19 protein-coding genes are annotated in these 17,054 nt (G+C 63.9%); 13 read left to right on the top strand and 6 right to left on the bottom strand.

Annotated features, from left to right (window positions below):
* Window positions 1-105: 105 nt before the first annotated feature.
* Both NKI88_RS20465 and NKI88_RS20460 read right to left on the bottom strand, forming a co-directional pair.
* Window positions 106-471, bottom strand: coding sequence for a cell division protein ZapA (locus NKI88_RS20465; protein ID WP_023670127.1), 366 nt, complete (start codon window positions 469-471; stop codon window positions 106-108).
* Window positions 472-483: 12 nt separating this feature from the next.
* A complete protein-coding gene (locus tag NKI88_RS20460) occupies window positions 484-756 on the bottom strand; it encodes a DUF4164 domain-containing protein (RefSeq protein ID WP_023670128.1) in 273 nt (90 codons plus the stop codon).
* Between the two features lie 273 nt (window positions 757-1,029).
* Between NKI88_RS20460 and tkt the strand changes: the two genes are divergently transcribed.
* From tkt to NKI88_RS20420, 8 genes are all read left to right on the top strand, one after another.
* Complete coding sequence (gene tkt / locus NKI88_RS20455; RefSeq protein ID WP_352656882.1) at window positions 1,030-3,021, top strand: transketolase; 1,992 nt, start codon at window positions 1,030-1,032, stop codon at window positions 3,019-3,021.
* 155 nt (window positions 3,022-3,176) lie between these two features.
* A complete protein-coding gene (gene gap, locus NKI88_RS20450; protein WP_027050775.1) occupies window positions 3,177-4,187 on the top strand; it encodes a type I glyceraldehyde-3-phosphate dehydrogenase in 1,011 nt (336 codons plus the stop codon).
* A gap of 205 nt (window positions 4,188-4,392) precedes the next feature.
* Window positions 4,393-6,279: a potassium/proton antiporter gene (locus NKI88_RS20445; RefSeq protein ID WP_023826735.1), complete on the top strand. Its 1,887-nt coding sequence runs from the start codon at window positions 4,393-4,395 to the stop codon at window positions 6,277-6,279.
* Window positions 6,280-6,424: 145 nt separating this feature from the next.
* Window positions 6,425-7,627 (top strand): phosphoglycerate kinase, encoded by a 1,203-nt coding sequence (locus NKI88_RS20440; RefSeq protein ID WP_023742943.1) that lies wholly within the window; start codon window positions 6,425-6,427, stop codon window positions 7,625-7,627.
* A 120-nt stretch (window positions 7,628-7,747) separates the two neighbouring features.
* Window positions 7,748-8,773 (top strand): class I fructose-bisphosphate aldolase, encoded by a 1,026-nt coding sequence (locus NKI88_RS20435; protein ID WP_352656877.1) that lies wholly within the window; start codon window positions 7,748-7,750, stop codon window positions 8,771-8,773.
* A gap of 172 nt (window positions 8,774-8,945) precedes the next feature.
* A complete protein-coding gene (locus NKI88_RS20430) occupies window positions 8,946-9,686 on the top strand; it encodes a DUF899 domain-containing protein (RefSeq protein WP_023693666.1) in 741 nt (246 codons plus the stop codon).
* A gap of 63 nt (window positions 9,687-9,749) precedes the next feature.
* Window positions 9,750-10,463 carry an SGNH/GDSL hydrolase family protein gene (locus tag NKI88_RS20425; protein ID WP_352656874.1) on the top strand — a complete coding sequence of 238 codons (714 nt, stop codon included), beginning with the start codon at window positions 9,750-9,752 and terminating at the stop codon, window positions 10,461-10,463.
* 121 nt (window positions 10,464-10,584) lie between these two features.
* The gene (locus NKI88_RS20420; protein ID WP_155929767.1) at window positions 10,585-10,809 is read left to right on the top strand and encodes a hypothetical protein; all 225 of its coding nucleotides are present in this window, start codon (window positions 10,585-10,587) and stop codon (window positions 10,807-10,809) included.
* A 9-nt stretch (window positions 10,810-10,818) separates the two neighbouring features.
* Here the strand turns inward: NKI88_RS20420 and NKI88_RS20415 are convergent, their stop codons facing one another.
* Complete coding sequence (locus tag NKI88_RS20415) at window positions 10,819-10,980, bottom strand: hypothetical protein (RefSeq protein WP_023683991.1); 162 nt, start codon at window positions 10,978-10,980, stop codon at window positions 10,819-10,821.
* Between the two features lie 204 nt (window positions 10,981-11,184).
* Between NKI88_RS20415 and NKI88_RS20410 the strand changes: the two genes are divergently transcribed.
* From NKI88_RS20410 to NKI88_RS20400, 3 genes are all read left to right on the top strand, one after another.
* Complete coding sequence (locus tag NKI88_RS20410) at window positions 11,185-11,355, top strand: hypothetical protein (RefSeq protein WP_023670139.1); 171 nt, start codon at window positions 11,185-11,187, stop codon at window positions 11,353-11,355.
* 182 nt (window positions 11,356-11,537) lie between these two features.
* On the top strand, window positions 11,538-11,948 hold the full coding sequence (locus NKI88_RS20405; protein ID WP_031196067.1) for a hypothetical protein: 411 nt from the start codon (window positions 11,538-11,540) through the stop codon (window positions 11,946-11,948).
* 126 nt (window positions 11,949-12,074) lie between these two features.
* Window positions 12,075-12,794, top strand: coding sequence for a helix-turn-helix transcriptional regulator (locus NKI88_RS20400; protein ID WP_023683994.1), 720 nt, complete (start codon window positions 12,075-12,077; stop codon window positions 12,792-12,794).
* A gap of 63 nt (window positions 12,795-12,857) precedes the next feature.
* Here the strand turns inward: NKI88_RS20400 and NKI88_RS20395 are convergent, their stop codons facing one another.
* The 3 genes from NKI88_RS20395 to NKI88_RS20385 form a co-directional block, all read right to left on the bottom strand.
* Window positions 12,858-13,550 (bottom strand): DUF1013 domain-containing protein, encoded by a 693-nt coding sequence (locus NKI88_RS20395; RefSeq protein WP_023670142.1) that lies wholly within the window; start codon window positions 13,548-13,550, stop codon window positions 12,858-12,860.
* 326 nt (window positions 13,551-13,876) lie between these two features.
* A complete protein-coding gene (locus tag NKI88_RS20390) occupies window positions 13,877-14,017 on the bottom strand; it encodes a DUF1127 domain-containing protein (protein WP_023670143.1) in 141 nt (46 codons plus the stop codon).
* A 325-nt stretch (window positions 14,018-14,342) separates the two neighbouring features.
* A complete protein-coding gene (locus NKI88_RS20385) occupies window positions 14,343-15,353 on the bottom strand; it encodes an NAD(P)H-quinone oxidoreductase (protein WP_352656870.1) in 1,011 nt (336 codons plus the stop codon).
* Window positions 15,354-15,499: 146 nt separating this feature from the next.
* On the opposite strand from NKI88_RS20385, the gene NKI88_RS20380 reads away from it, so the two are divergent.
* Window positions 15,500-15,694: a DUF1192 domain-containing protein gene (locus NKI88_RS20380; RefSeq protein WP_023670145.1), complete on the top strand. Its 195-nt coding sequence runs from the start codon at window positions 15,500-15,502 to the stop codon at window positions 15,692-15,694.
* A gap of 96 nt (window positions 15,695-15,790) precedes the next feature.
* On the top strand, window positions 15,791-17,029 hold the full coding sequence (locus NKI88_RS20375) for an MFS transporter (RefSeq protein WP_023683997.1): 1,239 nt from the start codon (window positions 15,791-15,793) through the stop codon (window positions 17,027-17,029).
* Window positions 17,030-17,054: the final 25 nt, after the last annotated feature.

Below are 17,054 nucleotides of genomic sequence, written 5' to 3'. Positions count from 1 at the left end.
ATCGCGGCTGCAGGACAATAGGAAACTATTATTGGCGACGGAACGAGCACTTTCGTTCTACGGACCGACGTTGGGCCGACAATCTTTCGTTTGTGCGGGAAAGGCTCAGGCCTTGTTGACCGCCAGCGACGTGGCCAGGTCTTCCATGCGCTGGGCGAGCGCGCCGAGCGCGCTGGTCAGCACGGTGTCGTTCTTGTCGGCCTTGGTCAGCGCTTCGTCGCGCGTCTTGCGCAGCGTCTGCACTTCGGTCTCCATGCCCTTGACCCGCTTCTGCAGCTCCGAAAGCTCGTCCATCACCATGATGCCGGCCATCACCGTCAGCCGCTGGTCGCCGATCTCGCCGAACGAATCCTTCAGATGCGAGACATAACGGTCGAACCGCTCGGCGAGGTCGATCAGGTGCTCTTCCTGACCCTCGTCGCAAGCCATGCGATACTGCTTGCCGTCGATGGAAACCGTGACCTGTGCCATGGTCTGCAGCTCCTACCTGTCCAGCACCGCGCGGATGGTTTCCATGGCGGTCACCAGTCGGCGCGACACTTCCTTGTTGGCATCTTCCAGCCGTTCGGCGCGGGCTTCGGAATTGTCGAGTTCCTGCGCCAGCCGTGAACGGTCGGCGTTCATTCGCTGCACCTCAGCCTCGGCTTCGGAATAGTCGCGCTCGTGCTCGAGCTTGGCCGCGACGGCGTTTTCCAGCCCCTCGATGGCCTTGCCCAGCCTGTGGATGACTTCCTTGAGTGTGGTTTCGCCGGTCATGGCCTTCGTCCTGTGCCCTGCCCATCACCGAATCGCTTCGCGTTCAGAACGCGTTAACAAGGAAACATTAGGCACCGGGTGAAGGCAACGTCAACAAAGCTCTCGCGACTGTCCCCCGCTAACGCTAATGTAGGTCGCCCCATAAGGTCTCAAAGCCATCACAAGACCGGCAAATGTGCAGCCGATTTGTTGACTAAAACCCCCTGGCTGCTATGTGTCGCGCACTCTTTCCTGGGCTCTGCCAAGCCCACAAATCCCCACCCCGGAGGTACCATGACGTCGCGTGAACAACATGACCGGATGGCCAATGCGATCCGTTTTCTCTCCATGGACGCCGTCGAGAAGTCCCAGTCCGGCCATCCCGGCCTGCCCATGGGCTGCGCCGACATCGCCACAGTGCTGTTCACCCGCTTCCTGAAATATGATCCGAAGAACCCCCATTGGCCGGACCGCGACCGCTTCATCCTGTCGGCCGGCCATGGTTCGATGCTGCTCTACTCGCTGCTGCATCTGACCGGTTACGAGGACATGACCCTCGACCAGATCAAGCATTTCCGCCAGCTGGGTTCCAAGACCGCCGGCCATCCCGAATACGGCCATGCCACCGGCATCGAGACGACGACCGGCCCGCTCGGCCAGGGTCTCGCCAATTCGGTCGGCTTCGCGCTCGGCGAGCGCATCATGAACGCCGCCTTTGGCAACGACCTCGTCGACCACTACACCTATGTGCTGGCCGGCGACGGCTGCCTGATGGAAGGGGTTTCGCAGGAAGCCATCGCGCTGGCCGGCCACCTCAAGCTCAACAAGCTGATCGTCTTCTGGGACAACAACAACATCTCGATCGACGGTCCGGTTTCGCTTGCCGACAACACCGACCAGGTCGCCCGCTTCCAGGCCTCGGGCTGGAACGCCAGCCACATTGACGGCACCGATCCCGAGGCAATCGCCTACGCCATCGAGGCCGCCCGCCATTCCGACAAGCCGACGATGATCGCCTGCAAGACGACCATCGGCTTCGGCGCCCCGACCAAGGCCGGTACCAACAAGGCGCATGGCTCGCCGCTCGGCGCCGACGAGATCGCCGGCGCGCGGAAATTCTTCAACTGGGACTCGCCGCCCTTCGAGATCCCGGCCGACATCCTCGACGCCTGGCGCACCGCCGGCAAGGCCGGCGCCAAGCCGCGCACCGACTGGGAGGGCCGGCTCGCCAAGGCCAAGCCCGAGCTGAAGGCCGAGTTCGAGCGCCGCCTCGCCGGCAAGCTGCCGTCGAACTTCGATGCCGTCATTGCCGACTACAAGAAGAAGCTGTCGGCCGACAAGCCGAAGGTCGCCACCCGCAAATCGTCGGAAATGGCGCTGGAAGTCATCAACGGCGCCGTGCCCGAGACCATCGGCGGCTCTGCCGACCTGACGGGCTCCAACAACACCAAAACCAGCCAGACCAAGAACATTACGCCGGACGATTACGGCCAGCGCTATGTCCACTACGGCATCCGCGAGCATGGCATGGCGGCCGCCCTCAACGGCCTGACGCTGCATGGCGGCCTCATCGCCTATGGTGGCACCTTCATGTGCTTCTCCGACTATGCCCGTCCGTCGATGCGGCTGGCGTCGCTGATGGGCATCCGCTCGATCTTCGTCATGACCCACGATTCGATCGGTCTGGGCGAAGACGGCCCGACCCACCAGCCGGTCGAGCACCTGGCGGCGCTCCGCGCCATGCCCAACCACAATGTCTTCCGCCCGGCCGACGCGGTGGAAACCGCCGAATGCTGGCAGATCGCCATTGAATCGGAAAAGACCCCGTCCACCCTGGCGCTGACCCGCCAGAACCTGCCGACGGTGCGCACCGAGCACTCGGCCAGGAACCTTAGCAGCCAGGGCGCCTATGAGCTGGCCGCGGCGAGCGGCGAAGCGGCGGTGACGATCTTCGCCACCGGCTCCGAGGTCGAGATCGCTCTCGGCGCCCGAGACCTCCTGGAAAAGCACGGTCACCCGACCCGCGTCGTCTCGGTGCCTTGCTTCGAACTGTTCGACCAGCAGAGCGACGCCTATCGCAAGGAGACGATCGGCAACGCGCCGATCAAGATGGCGATCGAGGCCGGCATCCGCCAGGGCTGGGATCACCTGATCGGCTCCGACGGCATCTTCATCGGCATGACCGGCTTCGGTGCTTCCGGCACCATCGAGCAGCTCTACCCACATTTCGGCATCACCGCCGAAGTCACGGCCAAGGCGGCGGAAGCCCGCCTGCACGGCAAGTAAGATCAGGGTCAGTCCCGCGCACCTCCGAGGCGGATTCGCGGGGCTGGACCAACCTAATCGATTTAAATTCGGCCTTCTGCGGCTGGATTCTTGTGCCATCCGCCGCTATGAAGCTGCGGACCCATCTGCCGCCTCCAGCTCCCAGGGAGAGTAAAATGACCGTCAGAGTTGCCATCAACGGATTTGGCCGCATCGGCCGCAACATCCTGCGCGCCATCCATGAATCCGGCCGCAAGGACATCGACGTCGTCGCCGTCAACGACCTCGGCCCGGTCGAGACCAACGCGCATCTGCTGCGCTATGACAGCGTGCACGGCCGCTTCCCGCACGAAGTGTCGGTCTCGGGCGACCAGATCACCGTCGGCAAGGAGACCTTCAAGGTCACCGCGATCAAGGACCCGGCGCAACTGCCGTGGAAGGAACTCGGCATCGACATCGCGCTCGAATGCACCGGCATCTTCACCGCCCGCGACAAGGCTGCCGCGCATTTGACCGCCGGCGCCAAGCGCGTCGTCGTCTCCGCGCCTGCCGAAGGTGCTGACCTCACCGTCGTCTACGGCATCAACCACGACAAGCTGACCAAGGACCACATCGTCATCTCGAATGCGTCCTGCACCACCAACTGCCTGGCGCCGCTGGCCGCCGTGCTGCACGAGACCGTCGGCATCGAAAAGGGCATGATGACGACGATCCACTCCTACACCGGCGACCAGCCGACGCTGGACACCATGCACAAGGATCTCTACCGCGGCCGCGCGGCTGCCCTGTCGCAGATCCCGACCTCGACCGGTGCGGCCAAGGCGATCGGCCTGGTGCTGCCCGACCTCAAGGGCAAGCTCGACGGCATCTCGATCCGCGTGCCGACCCCCAACGTCTCGGTTGTCGACTTCAAGTTCATCGCCAAGCGCGCCACCTCCGTGCAGGAGATCAACGAAGCGGTGATCGCCGCCTCCAACGGCAAGTTGAAGGGCATTCTCGGCGTCACCCATCACCCGAATGTGTCGATCGACTTCAACCACGATCCGCGCTCGTCGATCCTGGCGCTCGACCAGACCAAGGTCATGGACGGCAACTTCGTTTCGGTGCTGTCCTGGTACGACAATGAGTGGGGCTTCTCTAACCGCATGGCCGACACCTCGGTCGCCTTTGGCAAGACCATCGCCTGACCTGAAGGCATCGTCTCGCAGCTTCGAACGCCCGGCTTGTCCGGGCGTTTTTCGTCAGGGCGGCGGGCAAGGCGCGCCAAGCCGCCAAACGCCGGAAAATCAGCGGCATCAGGCAAAAAGCCATCCTTGCGCCTTGCACCGGCCATGCCTTCGCCCCACTCTCCCGTGAATCGGTAGAAAGAGGAATTCGAGGGGCAAATCACGGATGGAGCATGCGATCTATCTCGTCACGCTGGTCGGCACAGCGCTAGTCGTCGCCGCAGCGTTCTCGAGCCTGATCGCCTTCCGCTTCGGCGCCCCTTTGCTGCTGCTCTTCCTCTGCATCGGCCTCGCCAGCGGCGTCGATGGTCTCGGCATCGAATTCGACAATGCGCGCGTGGCATATTTTGCCGGCTCACTGGCGCTGGCGGTCATCCTGTTCGATTCCGGTTTCGGCACGCCGCTCAACGCGCTGCGCCAGGCGGCCGGACCGGCGCTGTCGCTGGCGACCTTCGGCGTAATCCTGACCACTGGCCTGTTTGGCGCCGCCGCCTATTACCTGCTCGACCTCAGCTGGCTGGAATCCTTCCTGCTTGGAGCTGCCGTCGCCTCGACCGACGCGGCTGCGGTGTTCTTCCTGCTGCGCGCCGGCGAGATCAATCTGCGCGAGCGCGTGCGCGCGACACTGGAAGTCGAATCCGGCACCAACGACCCGATCGCCATCTTCCTGACCATCACGCTGGTCGAGATCATCGCTGCCCACGCCAATCCCGAGACCCATGTGCTGGTCACCGACCTGATCCTCGGCTTCCTGCTCAATATGGGGCTCGGCGCCGTCGTCGGCGTGCTTGGCGGGCTCGGCATCGTGCGCCTCGTCGACCGGCTCAACCTCGACCATGGCTTGCTGCCGATCTTCGTGCTGACCCTGTCGCTGATGGTGTTCGCCGCCGCCGGCGCCATTGGCGGCTCGGGCTTCCTGGCGGTCTATCTCGCCGGGCTGATTGCCGGCAACTCCGACATCCGCGCCGTCACCATCCTGAAGCGCTTCCAGGACGGCATGTCGTGGCTGGCACAGATCATCATGTTCCTGATCCTCGGCCTGTTCGCGACGCCCTCGCAGTTTCCGGCGATCATGGTGCCGGCGGTGCTGCTCGGCCTGTTCCTGATGTTTGTCGCGCGCCCGGTCGCCGTCTGGCTCTGCCTTATCCCGTTCCGCCTGCCACGTCCCGAGATCGCCTTCGTCTCCTGGGTCGGCCTGCGCGGCGCCGTGTCCATCCTGCTTGCCATCACCCCGCTGCTCGGCGGACTGGAGAACGGCCGCACCATCTTCAACGTCGCCTTCATCATCGTTCTGGTATCGCTGGTGGTGCAGGGCTGGTCGGTCGGTCCGCTGGCGCGCCGGCTCGGCCTGATCGTGCCGGCGAGACTCGGGCCGCTCGACAAGGTCGAACTCGAACTGCCGGGCTCCGCCCACCACGAACTGCTCGCCTACCGCGTCGCGCCCGGCAGCCCGGTGGCGCGCGGCGAGCGCATCCCGCGCTGGGCACGGCCCTCGCTGGTGCTGCGCGACGGCCGCTCGATGCGTTTCCAGGACATGGGCCGGCTCGCGGCCGGCGACCAGGTCTACATCTTCGTGCCCGACCGCTATCCGCGCCTGCTTGACAAGCTGTTTGCCAGCCGCGCCGTAGTCGACCCCGAGGATGCCGACTTCTTCGGCGCCTTTGCCGTCGATCCCGCCCGCTCGGCCGCAGAACTCGAGGCCGCATACACACCGGGATTGAGCGAAGCCGAGCAGAAGCTCACCGTCGGCGCGCTGGTGACGGCAAGGCTTGGCGGCCATGCCGAATATGCCGACCGGGTGCTGATCGGCCCGATCGAATTGATCGTCCGCGACGTCGACGACAAGGGCAAGATCACCGGTCTCGGCCTCTCCTTCGAGCCGACCGCGCCGGTGGCGCGGGTTCCGGTGTTCCTGAGCGCCGGCGAGATCGGCGATCGTGTCTCCGCCTTCATCCGCAACTGGCGCAAGCCGACCGAGACGCAGACTGCAGAGGCGATAGCCAATGAGAAGGCCCTTGAGCCGACGGCGGAAAAGGTAACGACCGAAGGCTGACAAGCGATCGGTTCACGCTGACGTCCCGCATCATCACGACAGCCTTCTCCTTGATCTCAAAATTTAGCTCGCACTCCGGCTCAAGCCTTGCATCGTCATCGATGCGAGGTATGGTCCCGGCGATTTTCCACGGAAAGGAACCCGCATGGCCGCCTTCAAGACACTCGACGATATCGGCAATATCAGCGGCAAGCGCGTGCTGGTGCGCGTCGACCTCAACGTGCCCGTCGCCGACGGCAAGGTCACCGACGCCACCCGCATCGAACGCATTGCGCCGACCATCGCCGAACTGTCCGGCAAGGGCGCCAAGGTCATCCTGCTCGCGCATTTCGGCCGCCCGAAGGATGGTCCCTCGCCCGAATTCTCGCTGGAGCCGATCGCCAAGGCTGCCGCGGAGGTGCTTGGCCGCCCCGTCGGCTTTGCCGGCGACTGCGTCGGCGACACGGCGGGCAGTGCGGTCGCCGCCATGAACAAGGGCGATGTGCTGCTGCTGGAAAACACCCGCTTCCACAAGACCGAGGAGAAGAACGACCCGGCCTTTACAGAGCGGCTCGCCGCCAATGGCGATATCTTCGTCAACGACGCCTTTTCCGCCGCCCACCGGGCGCACTCCTCGACCGAAGGCCTGGCGCGGCTGTTGCCGTCCTATGCCGGCCGCACCATGCAGGCCGAGCTCGAGGCGCTGGAGAAGGGGCTCGGCAATCCGGTCCGCCCTGTCGTCGCCATTGTCGGCGGCGCCAAGGTGTCGACCAAGATCGACCTGTTGATGAACCTGGTGAAGAAGGTCGACGCGCTGGTGATCGGCGGCGGCATGGCCAACACTTTTCTCGCCGCGCGTGGCACCGCTGTCGGCAAGTCGCTGTGCGAGCATGACCTTGCCGCGACCGCCAAGCAGATCATGATCGAGGCCGCCGAAGCCGGCTGCGCCATCATCCTGCCTGTCGACGGTGTCGTCGCCAAGGAATTCAAGGCGGGTGCGGCCAGCGAGACCGTTGCCATTTCGGATGTCCCGGCTGACGGCATGATCCTCGATGTCGGCGAAAAGACCGTGAAGACGATCGGTGAATGGATCGACCGCGCCGCGACCCTGGTCTGGAATGGCCCGCTCGGCGCCTTCGAGATCGAGCCTTTCGACCACGCCACGGTGGCGGCGGCCAGGCACGCGGCGGCCCGCACCAGGGCCGGCAAGCTGGTCTCGGTCGCCGGTGGCGGCGACACGGTGGCCGCCCTCAACCATGCCGGCATCGCCGACGACTTCACCTATGTCTCGACCGCCGGCGGCGCTTTCCTCGAATGGATGGAAGGCAAGCCGCTGCCCGGCGTCGACGTGCTGAAGAAACAAGCCTGACCGGATCGGGGGCGCAAAAACGGACGCCAGGAACTTTCAATCGATTCGAGCTTTCCGATCCCATTCCTTTGGCGGTAGACTTCCGTTACGCGCGGAACGTACCCCCTTAGGAGAAGAAAAATGAGCGAACGTCTCGAAGACATTGCCGCCGCGATGGTGGCCGGCGGCAAGGGCCTGCTGGCCGCCGATGAAAGCTCCGGCACCATCAAGAAGCGCTTCGACGTCATCGGCGTCGAATCGACCGCCGATAGCCGCCGCGACTACCGCGAGATGATGTTCCGCGCCAAGGACGCGATGACGAAGTACATCTCCGGCGTCATTCTCTACGACGAGACCATCCGTCAGAAGGCTGCCGACGGCACGCCTCTGGTCGACATCATCAAGGCGGCGGGCGCCATTCCCGGCATCAAGGTCGATGCCGGCGCCAAGCCACTCGCCGGCTTTCCCGGCGATACCGTTACCGAAGGCCTCGACGGCTTGCGCGAACGGCTCGCCGATTATTACAAACTCGGCGCCCGCTTTGCCAAATGGCGCGCGGTGATCGACATCGACACCGGCAAGGGCGTGCCCTCGGCCAATTCGATTGCCTCCAATGCCCATGCGCTGGCCCGCTATGCCGCACTGTGCCAGGAGGCCGGCATCGTGCCGATCGTCGAACCGGAAGTGCTGATGGACGGCGCGCACGACATTGACACCTGCTACGACATCTCGAAGGCAACGCTGATCAAGCTCTATGACGAGCTGCATGCAGCGCGCGTTGTGCTGGAAGGCACCATCCTGAAGCCGAACATGGTGCTGGCCGGCAGGAAGTCGGGCAAGGTGAGCAGCCCCGAAGAGGTCGCGGAAAAGACCATAAAACTGTTCCGCGAAACCGTACCGGCAGCGGTGCCGGGCATCGCCTTCCTTTCGGGCGGGCAGTCGGACGAGGAGGCTACCGCCAACCTCAACGCCATCAACGCCATCGGCCCGCATCCGTGGAAGCTGACCTTCTCCTATGGCCGCGCCTTGCAGGCCGCCCCGCAAAAGGCCTGGAGCGGCAAGACATCGAACGTCGCCGCCGGCCAGGCCGCCTTCACCCATCGTGCCCACATGAACCATCTGGCGGCGCTGGGACAATGGACGGCGAGCCTCGAACAGGCCGCCTGAGCGCAGTCCTCCCGTTGTCATACAACCCGGGCCGATGCGCCCGGGTTTGTTTATGCAAAGCCCGGCTTGGACGGAGTTCGTCCATCCTTATCTCCTTTTCGGCAAAAGCTGACGGCGATGTCGGTTTCTGCCCACCCCAAACGTCCTTGGGTGAACAGACAGGGAGAACTTCATGACTCGCAGCAAGGTGGTTTCGCGTGAAGACTGGTTTGAGGCGCACAAGGCGCATCTGGCGCGCGAGAAGGAATTGACACGGTTGCGTGAGCGCATCGCCGCCGAGCGGCGTGAACTGCCCTGGATGAAAATCCGCAAGGACTATGTCTTCGAGACCGAGCAGGGTCCGAAGAACCTGGCCGGACTGTTCGGCGCCAACAGCCAACTGATCGTCTACCACTTCATGATGACGCCAGGATCGAACCACCGCTGCGAAGGATGCTCCTTCCTTGCCGACCATATAGACGGCGCCGATCAGCATCTCAGGCACCACGACGTGTCGCTGGTGGTGGTTGCGCGCGCGCCGCTGGCGGAACTGCTGCCTTACAAGCAGCGTATGGGCTGGAAATTCGACTGGGTGTCGTCCTACGCCTCGGATTTCAACTTCGACATGCAGGTCTCCTTCACCGACAAGCAGATCGCGGCCGGCGACACCACCTACAATTTCGAGACGCGTCCGCGCACGTCAAAGGACCTTCCCGGCACCAGTGTTTTCTACAAGGAAGAGAACGGCGACATATTCCTTACCTTTATGTCGCGCGCCCGCGGCGGCGAGGCCCAGATCGGCACTTACGACTATCTCGACATGACACCGAAGGGCCGCGGCGAAAATGGCCCTTATCATAGCCTGATGGACTGGGTGCGGCTGCATGACGAATATCAGGACAAGCAGGCGGACAAGCCGAACTGCTGCGACTAGAAGCTCGTTCACCTCAGGCGAAACTTGCGCTAAGGCTGCCGCTGATCTCTAAACGGTATCGCCATGCGCTTCCCGGCCCTTCTTACCTGGCTCGCCTACCCCGTTTATGTCTGGCAGGGCCTCGGCGTGCGCCGCCGCACCACCCGCATGCTGCCGGCACAAGGGCCGGTCATGCACGAAATATCGGGCAAGGCGCCGGCCATCTCGCTGCTGGTGCTGGGCGATTCCTCGGCCGCTTCCGTCGGCATCGGCAATTCCGAGAACGGGCTTGCCGCGCAGCTTGCAATGCTGGTCGCAAAACGAACCGGCCTTGCCGTGCGCTGGCGCGCCGCCGGGTTCAACTCGGCAACGTCGGGCCAGATCCGCGACCATGTGCTGCCCAATCTGTCGGCCGATCGGTGGACGCATATAGTGCTGGCCATCGGCACCAACGACACCAAGAATTTCCACTCGGTGCCGCGCTTCAAGAAAGAGTTCGGCGGCCTGCTTTACGCGCTGCGCGCCAAATGGCCGGAGGCCCGCGTCTGCTGGTCGCCGGTGCTGGAATTCACCCGTGCGCCGGCCATGCCGCCGCTGCTCGGCAAGATACTCGAAATCCGCGCTACCGCAATGAACCGCATGGGCGAGCGCCTCTGTTTCGAGCGCGGCGCCGTGCCGGCGCCACGGCTGCCGATCACCAACCCTGAGGCCGGCTTTGCCTCCGATGGCTTTCATGCCTCGGAAGCCGGTTACCGCGCCTGGGCCGAACATCTGGTCGGATGGGTGCTCGCCGATTGACCTGAGGGGGCACAAGCTCGGACTGGTGGGCTTCAGAGAACTGACGCGAGTATTTCCAAATACTGTTGATTGCAGCCTGCTTCCAATGGATCTGAGCCAGAATATAATCCAGCAGCAATGGATGAGCTACGGCCTGGATTCCGAAACCGGCAACGACACCTGCACGCTGACCGGCAACCGCGCCGAATCGAGCAAGCATGTCATTCCGGCCGGCCCGGCCAACGGCACGCCTTTTATTGCGGCGAACCTGCCGGAATTCATGACGACGCGCGGTGGCGATTACTTCTTCGTGCCCAGCCTCAACGCCATCCGGATGATTGCCATGGGAACGGTGGACCCGACCTGACCCTCAAGGCTATGCCCAGTGCCCCAGCGCACCCGCCAGCGCGATGGCCGCCATGGCGATCAGGGCCAGCTTCCAGAAATCGCCGCGCCGCTTCAGGCCCGGCCAGCCGAGCGGCTTGATCAGCTGAATGGCCATCATGCCGATGATGACGAGCGCGAGGAGTTTCGACATGCCCGCCTTTGAGCAGCATCGCGACAGGCTGTCAAAGCGGTTCTTGCATGGTCTCGGTCGACTTGGCCATTCCTGACAAAAGGCTCGTTTCCGAACCGACCGCCAAGCACCTCGCAGCTTTCTTCAACGAGCTGACATGCTCCTGACAGACTGCTGTCAGGAGGGGTATGCGATAGTGTCTCCATCAGAGAAGAGGAGATGGTCATGAACAGCTTTGGTATTTTGAACAGCGTACAGCACTATGTCGGCAAGATCCGCACGATGCGCAATGAAGTCCGTACCCAGCGCTTCCTGAACTCCTTGCCGGCGGACATCCGCAAGGACATTGGCTGGCCGGATATGTATGAGGGTCACAGCCGCATTCGCGAGATCTGAGGCGTTTTACATGACAATGCTTGGATGCGGACCCCGCAACGCCCGGATCATTGACATGGACCCCCGGGCGGCGACGCCTTGGGCTGGCGCAAAGACTTTTGGCGCCTGCTACGGACAATGCTGAAGGCTCCTGACAGAATGCTGTCAGGAGCACCATGCCATAAACGTGTCAGGAGACATGAATGGTGAAAAGCTGGAACGACAGGCTGAACACGCCGGGCGTCAACGGCGTGAAGCCGACGCCACGCACAATGGGCGACGTCGTCGAGGGCCAGCCGATGCTGGTGCCGACGCCCCGTCAGGTCGATGATTTCATCCGCACGATCCCCAACGGCGTCGAGATGGATGTACGCGCCTTGCGCACTGCGCTCGCCATCGAGCATGGGGCGCAAGTGACATGTCCGGTCACCATCGGCTATCATCTGCGAACCGTCGCCGAAGCCGCCAATGAGGATCTCGAACGCGGCATGACGCTGAACGATATCACGCCGTACTGGCGTGTGCTCGACGTGAACACGCCGACAACGAAGAAGTTGTCCTTCGGCGCGGAATTCGTCGCCGTGCAGCGCAAGCGCGAAGGACTTAAACCATAATGCGTGTCGCCCAAAAGTGCGCAGCGGTTTTTGGGAGAACGACAAGCATAAAACAGGAGATGGATGTCACCCGGAACCGGTTTCGGGACCATGACATTCATAGACAAGCAGCCGAGGGACCATACGATGCGACGTGCCGACAGGCTCTTTCAGATCGTGCAGCACCTGCGTGGCGGCCGGCTGGTCACCGCCCAGAAGCTCGGCACATGGCTCGAGGTTTCCGAGCGGACCATCTACCGCGATATCGCCGATTTGCAGTCGACCGGAGTGCCGATCGACGGCGAGGCCGGCGTCGGCTACATGATGAGGGAGGGTTTCGACCTTCCGCCGCTGATGTTCACGCGTGACGAAATCGTCGCGCTGGTCGCCGGCGCCCGCATGGTGCGGGCCTTTGGCGGCGCGGCCATGGCGCGTGCGGCCGACGAGGCGCTGGTCAAGATCGGCGCCGTCCTGCCCGACGCCGAGAAGGACCGCATCGCCCGCACCGAGATCCACACGCCGATGTGGGTGGTGAGCGACGCCGCGCGTGAGGCGATCGACGTGATCGAGCGCGCTGTCGAGAAGCGACAGGTGCTGACCATCGACTACCGCGACGAGGCCGGCCGCGGCACCGGGCGTGACATCCGTCCGCTCGGTCTGTGGTTCTGGGGCAAGGTATGGACGCTGGTTGCCTGGTGCGAGATGCGCGACGATTTCCGCGCCTTCCGCATCGACCGCATCGCCTCGGTGGTCATCGCCGGCCGCATCTTCAAGCCGGAGCGCGGCAAGCAGCTCGCCGATTTCTACCGCGCGGTCGAGCGCAGCGAGGATTATGGCATGACGCCGGACCGGGCGGCGCGCAGCTGAGACTTCGACAATCAATGAAAAAGCCCGCTCGAAGCGGGCTTTTTTGATGAACTGTCGCAAACCTTACTCGTCGTCCGCATCTTCCTTCTTGGACTTGAGCGCCGAGAGCTTGGCGAACACGGCGTTGGCGTCGAGTTCGGCATCCTCGTCCTTCGGCTTCTCCGGCGCCGGCACCAGGCGCTCGGTCACGGCAGCCGGCAGCAGCGTGTCGCCGACAGGCTGCGCCTGCTCGCGGCCGCGCGAGGCGCGGTTGACTTCCATGTCGAGGTCGATCTGCGAAGCGAGACCCAGCGTCACCGGGTCCATCGGCTGCAGATTGGCCGAATTCCAGTGCTTGCGCTCGCGGATCTGTTCGATCGTCGACTTGGTCGTGCCGACCAGGCGCGAAATCTGCGCGTCCTTCAATTCCGGATGGTTGCGGACCAGCCACAGGATGGCGTTGGGCCGGTCCTGGCGCTTCGACAACGGCGTGTAGCGGGGACCCTTGCGCTTGGATTCCGGCACCCGCACCTTGGGGTCGGACAGTTTCAGGCGCTGGTTCGGATCCTTCTCGGCGCGCGCGATCTCGTCGCGGGTCAGCTGTCCGGTCATGATCGGATCCATGCCCTTGATGCCCTGCGCCGATTCGCCGTCGGCGATCGCCTTGACCTCGAGCGGATGCAACCCGCAGAACTGCGCGATCTGCTCGAAGGAAAGCGCGGTGTTGTCGACCAGCCAGACGGCGGTCGCCTTGGGCATCAGCAGCGTATTGGCCATTTCAAAAATCCTTCTCGTTCGCCCGCGTTCCCGCGCGGGCGGTGGTTTAGAGCCACCAAAATGGGAAATTCGCGGCCTGTATAACCGCTCCGCTGCCGTTTCGCAATGTTTTTGGCGCAGGGCGCAGCCGTCGGACACCGGACAGCGGGGGAGGCCAGGAGGACCTCGGCTCCGGCGATCATTGATGCCGAGTTGTACAGGGGGTCCAAAACGACAAAACCCGCCGGACAGGGTCCAGCGGGCTCGGAACCGGCGACGGGATACCGTCTGCGGCGGCTCTTGCTTCTGCCGCGTGGTCAGGCCTCATCGGCCGACCAGGCTTCGAATTAGATGGCCTTGCGGGCAATCCTCTCGATGTCGCCGCGGCTGATGCCGAGGTCGCTGAGCTGACGGGCGTTGAGCTTGTTCAGCTCGCGCACGGTTTCGTTGTACATACGCCAGTTACGGAAAGCGCGGATCGGGTTCATGGTCGTCCTCCAGTTGTTGGATCAAATCGTTTCGATGACGCTTAGATAGGCAGTGCTGCCCACGAATTGAACAGACGTCTTTGCATAGCCGCAATGCAAATGCTGCATTGCAGCATTAAGCTTCTGTTCATCTTGCCGACAGGCTGAGCGCGGAGGATGAGCGAGATTCAGGTCAGGCCGAGCCGAGAATGGCGGCTCCCGAGAACCGGCCTACGCCGGCCGTAGCCTTAACTGCCGCAACCCCTCATGGGGGCTTCGGCCGGCGGAGGCCGGAAGCGCAGGGAGCCGCCATTCGCAGGCCGGCCTCACCTGAATCTCGCCCCATCTAGCCGACGTCGAGAACGATCTTGCCTATATGCTCGCCCTCTTCCATGCGCTCATGCGCCCGCCAGGCGTCGGTCAGCGGGAAGATCATGTCCATCACCGGCGCTACCTTCCGGGTGCCGAGCAGCGGCCACACCTGTGCTTCCAGTGCGGCGGCGAGCGCCGCCTTGAACTCGACCGTGCGAGGCCGCAGCGTCGAGCCGGTGTGGGTCAGCCGCTTGACCATGATTTTCGAGAAATCGGCGCTCGCCACCGCGCCGGCCTGGACGGCGATCTGGACGATCCTGCCCTCGACCGCGGCGGCCTCGTAGTTGCGCGCGATATAGTCGCCGCCGACCATGTCGAGAATGACGTCGGCCCCCTTGCCGCCGGTCGCATCCTTGACCGCCGCGACGAAATCCTCCTCGCGGTAGTTGATCGCCCGGTCGGCGCCGAGTTTCAGGCAGGCGTCGCATTTTTCCTTGCTGCCGGCGGTGGCGACGACATAGGCGCCGAAGGCCGACGCCAGCTGGATCGCCGTGGTGCCGATGCCCGATGAGCCGCCATGGACCAGCAGCGTCTCACCCTTTTTCAGGCCGCCGCGCTCGAACACATTGTGCCAGACGGTGAAATAGTTTTCCGGAACCGCGGCCGCCTCCGTGTGGGTGAAGCCGGCGGGCAGCGGCAGCACGCTGCCGGCATGAACCTTGACATATTCAGCATAACCGCCCCCCGGCGTCAGCGCGCAGACCCGGTCGCCGATGCGCCAGCGCGATATCTCGTCGCCAAGGGCGGCCACTTCGCCCGATGCTTCGAGGCCGGGCAGGTCGGAAGCGCCGGGCGGCGCCGGATAGGCGCCCTTGCGCTGCTGCACGTCGGGGCGGTTGACGCCGGCCGCACGCACCCGGATCAGGATTTCGCCGGGACCAGGCACCGGCACGTCGCGCGTTTCCGGTTTCAGCACCCGCGGCCCGCCCGGTTGCGAGATTGCGATGGCCGTCATCGTGGCTGGAATTTTATGTCCGCTCGCCATGAAATTTCCCGTCTCGGTCCGCCGGTCTGTCGCCGGCTGCCAGCTTCTTGCCGGCTGTTTGCATCTGCGCCCCTGCCCTATGTATGCTGATTGCCGGATCAGGCAAATGGCCAAATCAGCCCAATACTGAATAGGGAGGAGCGACGATGGCGATCTTCGACGACGAACCCAAAAAGAAAGCCCGCCCGCATGAGATCGGACAGGATCTGTCGCTGCTTTCGGTCGGTGACCTTACCGAACGGATCAGCATCCTGCGCGAGGAGATTGCCCGGCTCGAAGCCGAGCTCCAGACCAAGGGCAGCACCAAATCGGCGGCCGAAGCCCTGTTTCGCCGCGGCTAGTTTTCGCGTTAGTTTCGGCGTTGAGCATCCGCCGCCGAAAAGCCCGAATGCGCCTGTCTTCAGACCCCGCCACCGAATCTCCAGACGGATCAAATAATGTTTGCAAGCTACAGGCCGATCCTCTCGCTGCTTCGCGGCACCGCTTTCCTGCTCGCGGCTTCGGGATTGCACGGCCTGTTGTTGCCGTTGCGCGGCCAGCTCGAAGGGTTTTCGACCGCATCGCTCGGTCTGATGGGCACGGCCTGGGCCGGTGGCTTCGTCACCGGCTGCTTCTTCGCACCGCGCCTGGTGCGCCGCGCCGGCCACGTCCGGGCGTTCGGCGCCTTTGCCGCTTCGGGCGCCATCGTGGCGTTGCTTACCGGCCTGATCATCGACGAATATGTCTGGATCCTGCTGCGCGCCTTCACCGGCTTCACCATGGCCGGAGCCTTCATGGTCATCGAAAGCTGGCTGAACGAGAAGGCCACCAACGAGAACCGCGGCACCGTCTTCGGCCTCTACATGATGGTCACCTATGCCTCGATCATGGGCGGCCAGATGATCGTTGCCGGCGGCGACGTCAGATCGGCGTCGCTGTTCATGATCACCGGCATATTGTTCTGCCTGTCACTGATCCCGACCGCGGTGTCGTCGGCTTCGTCTCCCAAGCCGCTGCAGGACGTCAAGCTCGACGTCAAAGGTCTCTACGCCAACTCGCCGGTGTCGGCGATCGCCTGCCTGTTGGTCGGCATCGCCAATGGCGCCTGGGGCACGCTTGGCGCCGTCTACGGCGCCCGTATCGGCATCTCCACCGCCCAGATCGCACTGATGATGAGCCTTGTCGTTATTGCCGGCGCGGCCATGCAGCTTCCGGCCGGACGCCTCTCCGACAAGACCGACCGCCGTTTCGTGCTGGCGGGCGCGGCTTTCGGCGCCGCACTGTTCGCCATCCTGATCTTCCTGTTCGAACCGCGTTCCGCCGTCCTCGTCATTGTCTTCGCCGCCGCCTACGGCGCCTTTGCCTACACGCTCTATTCGATCGCCGTGGCGCATGCCAACGACCACGCCCGATCGGAGGATTTCGTCAAGGTCTCGGGCGGCCTGCTGCTTCTGTATGGCTTCGGAACCATGATCGGGCCCCTGCTGGCTGCCGCCCTGATGGGTTGGCTCCGCCCCGAAGGCCTGTTCCTGGCCACCGCGCTGGCGCATCTCAGCCTCGCCGCCTACACGTTGCTGCGCATCAGCCGCCGCGCGCCGGTGCCGATCGAAGACCGCGATGCCTTCAAGACCCAGCCGGCCGATCGCTCGGTCACCCCTGAAGCACTGCGGCTCAGAAAAGCGGAAGCCGACGGTTGAGATTTGAAAAGCTTTGCCCCACAAG

It is taken from the genome of Mesorhizobium sp. M0317, assembly GCF_040321555.1.
Lineage (GTDB): Bacteria > Pseudomonadota > Alphaproteobacteria > Rhizobiales > Rhizobiaceae > Mesorhizobium.
This window is presented reverse-complemented; position numbering and strand designations above follow the sequence as displayed.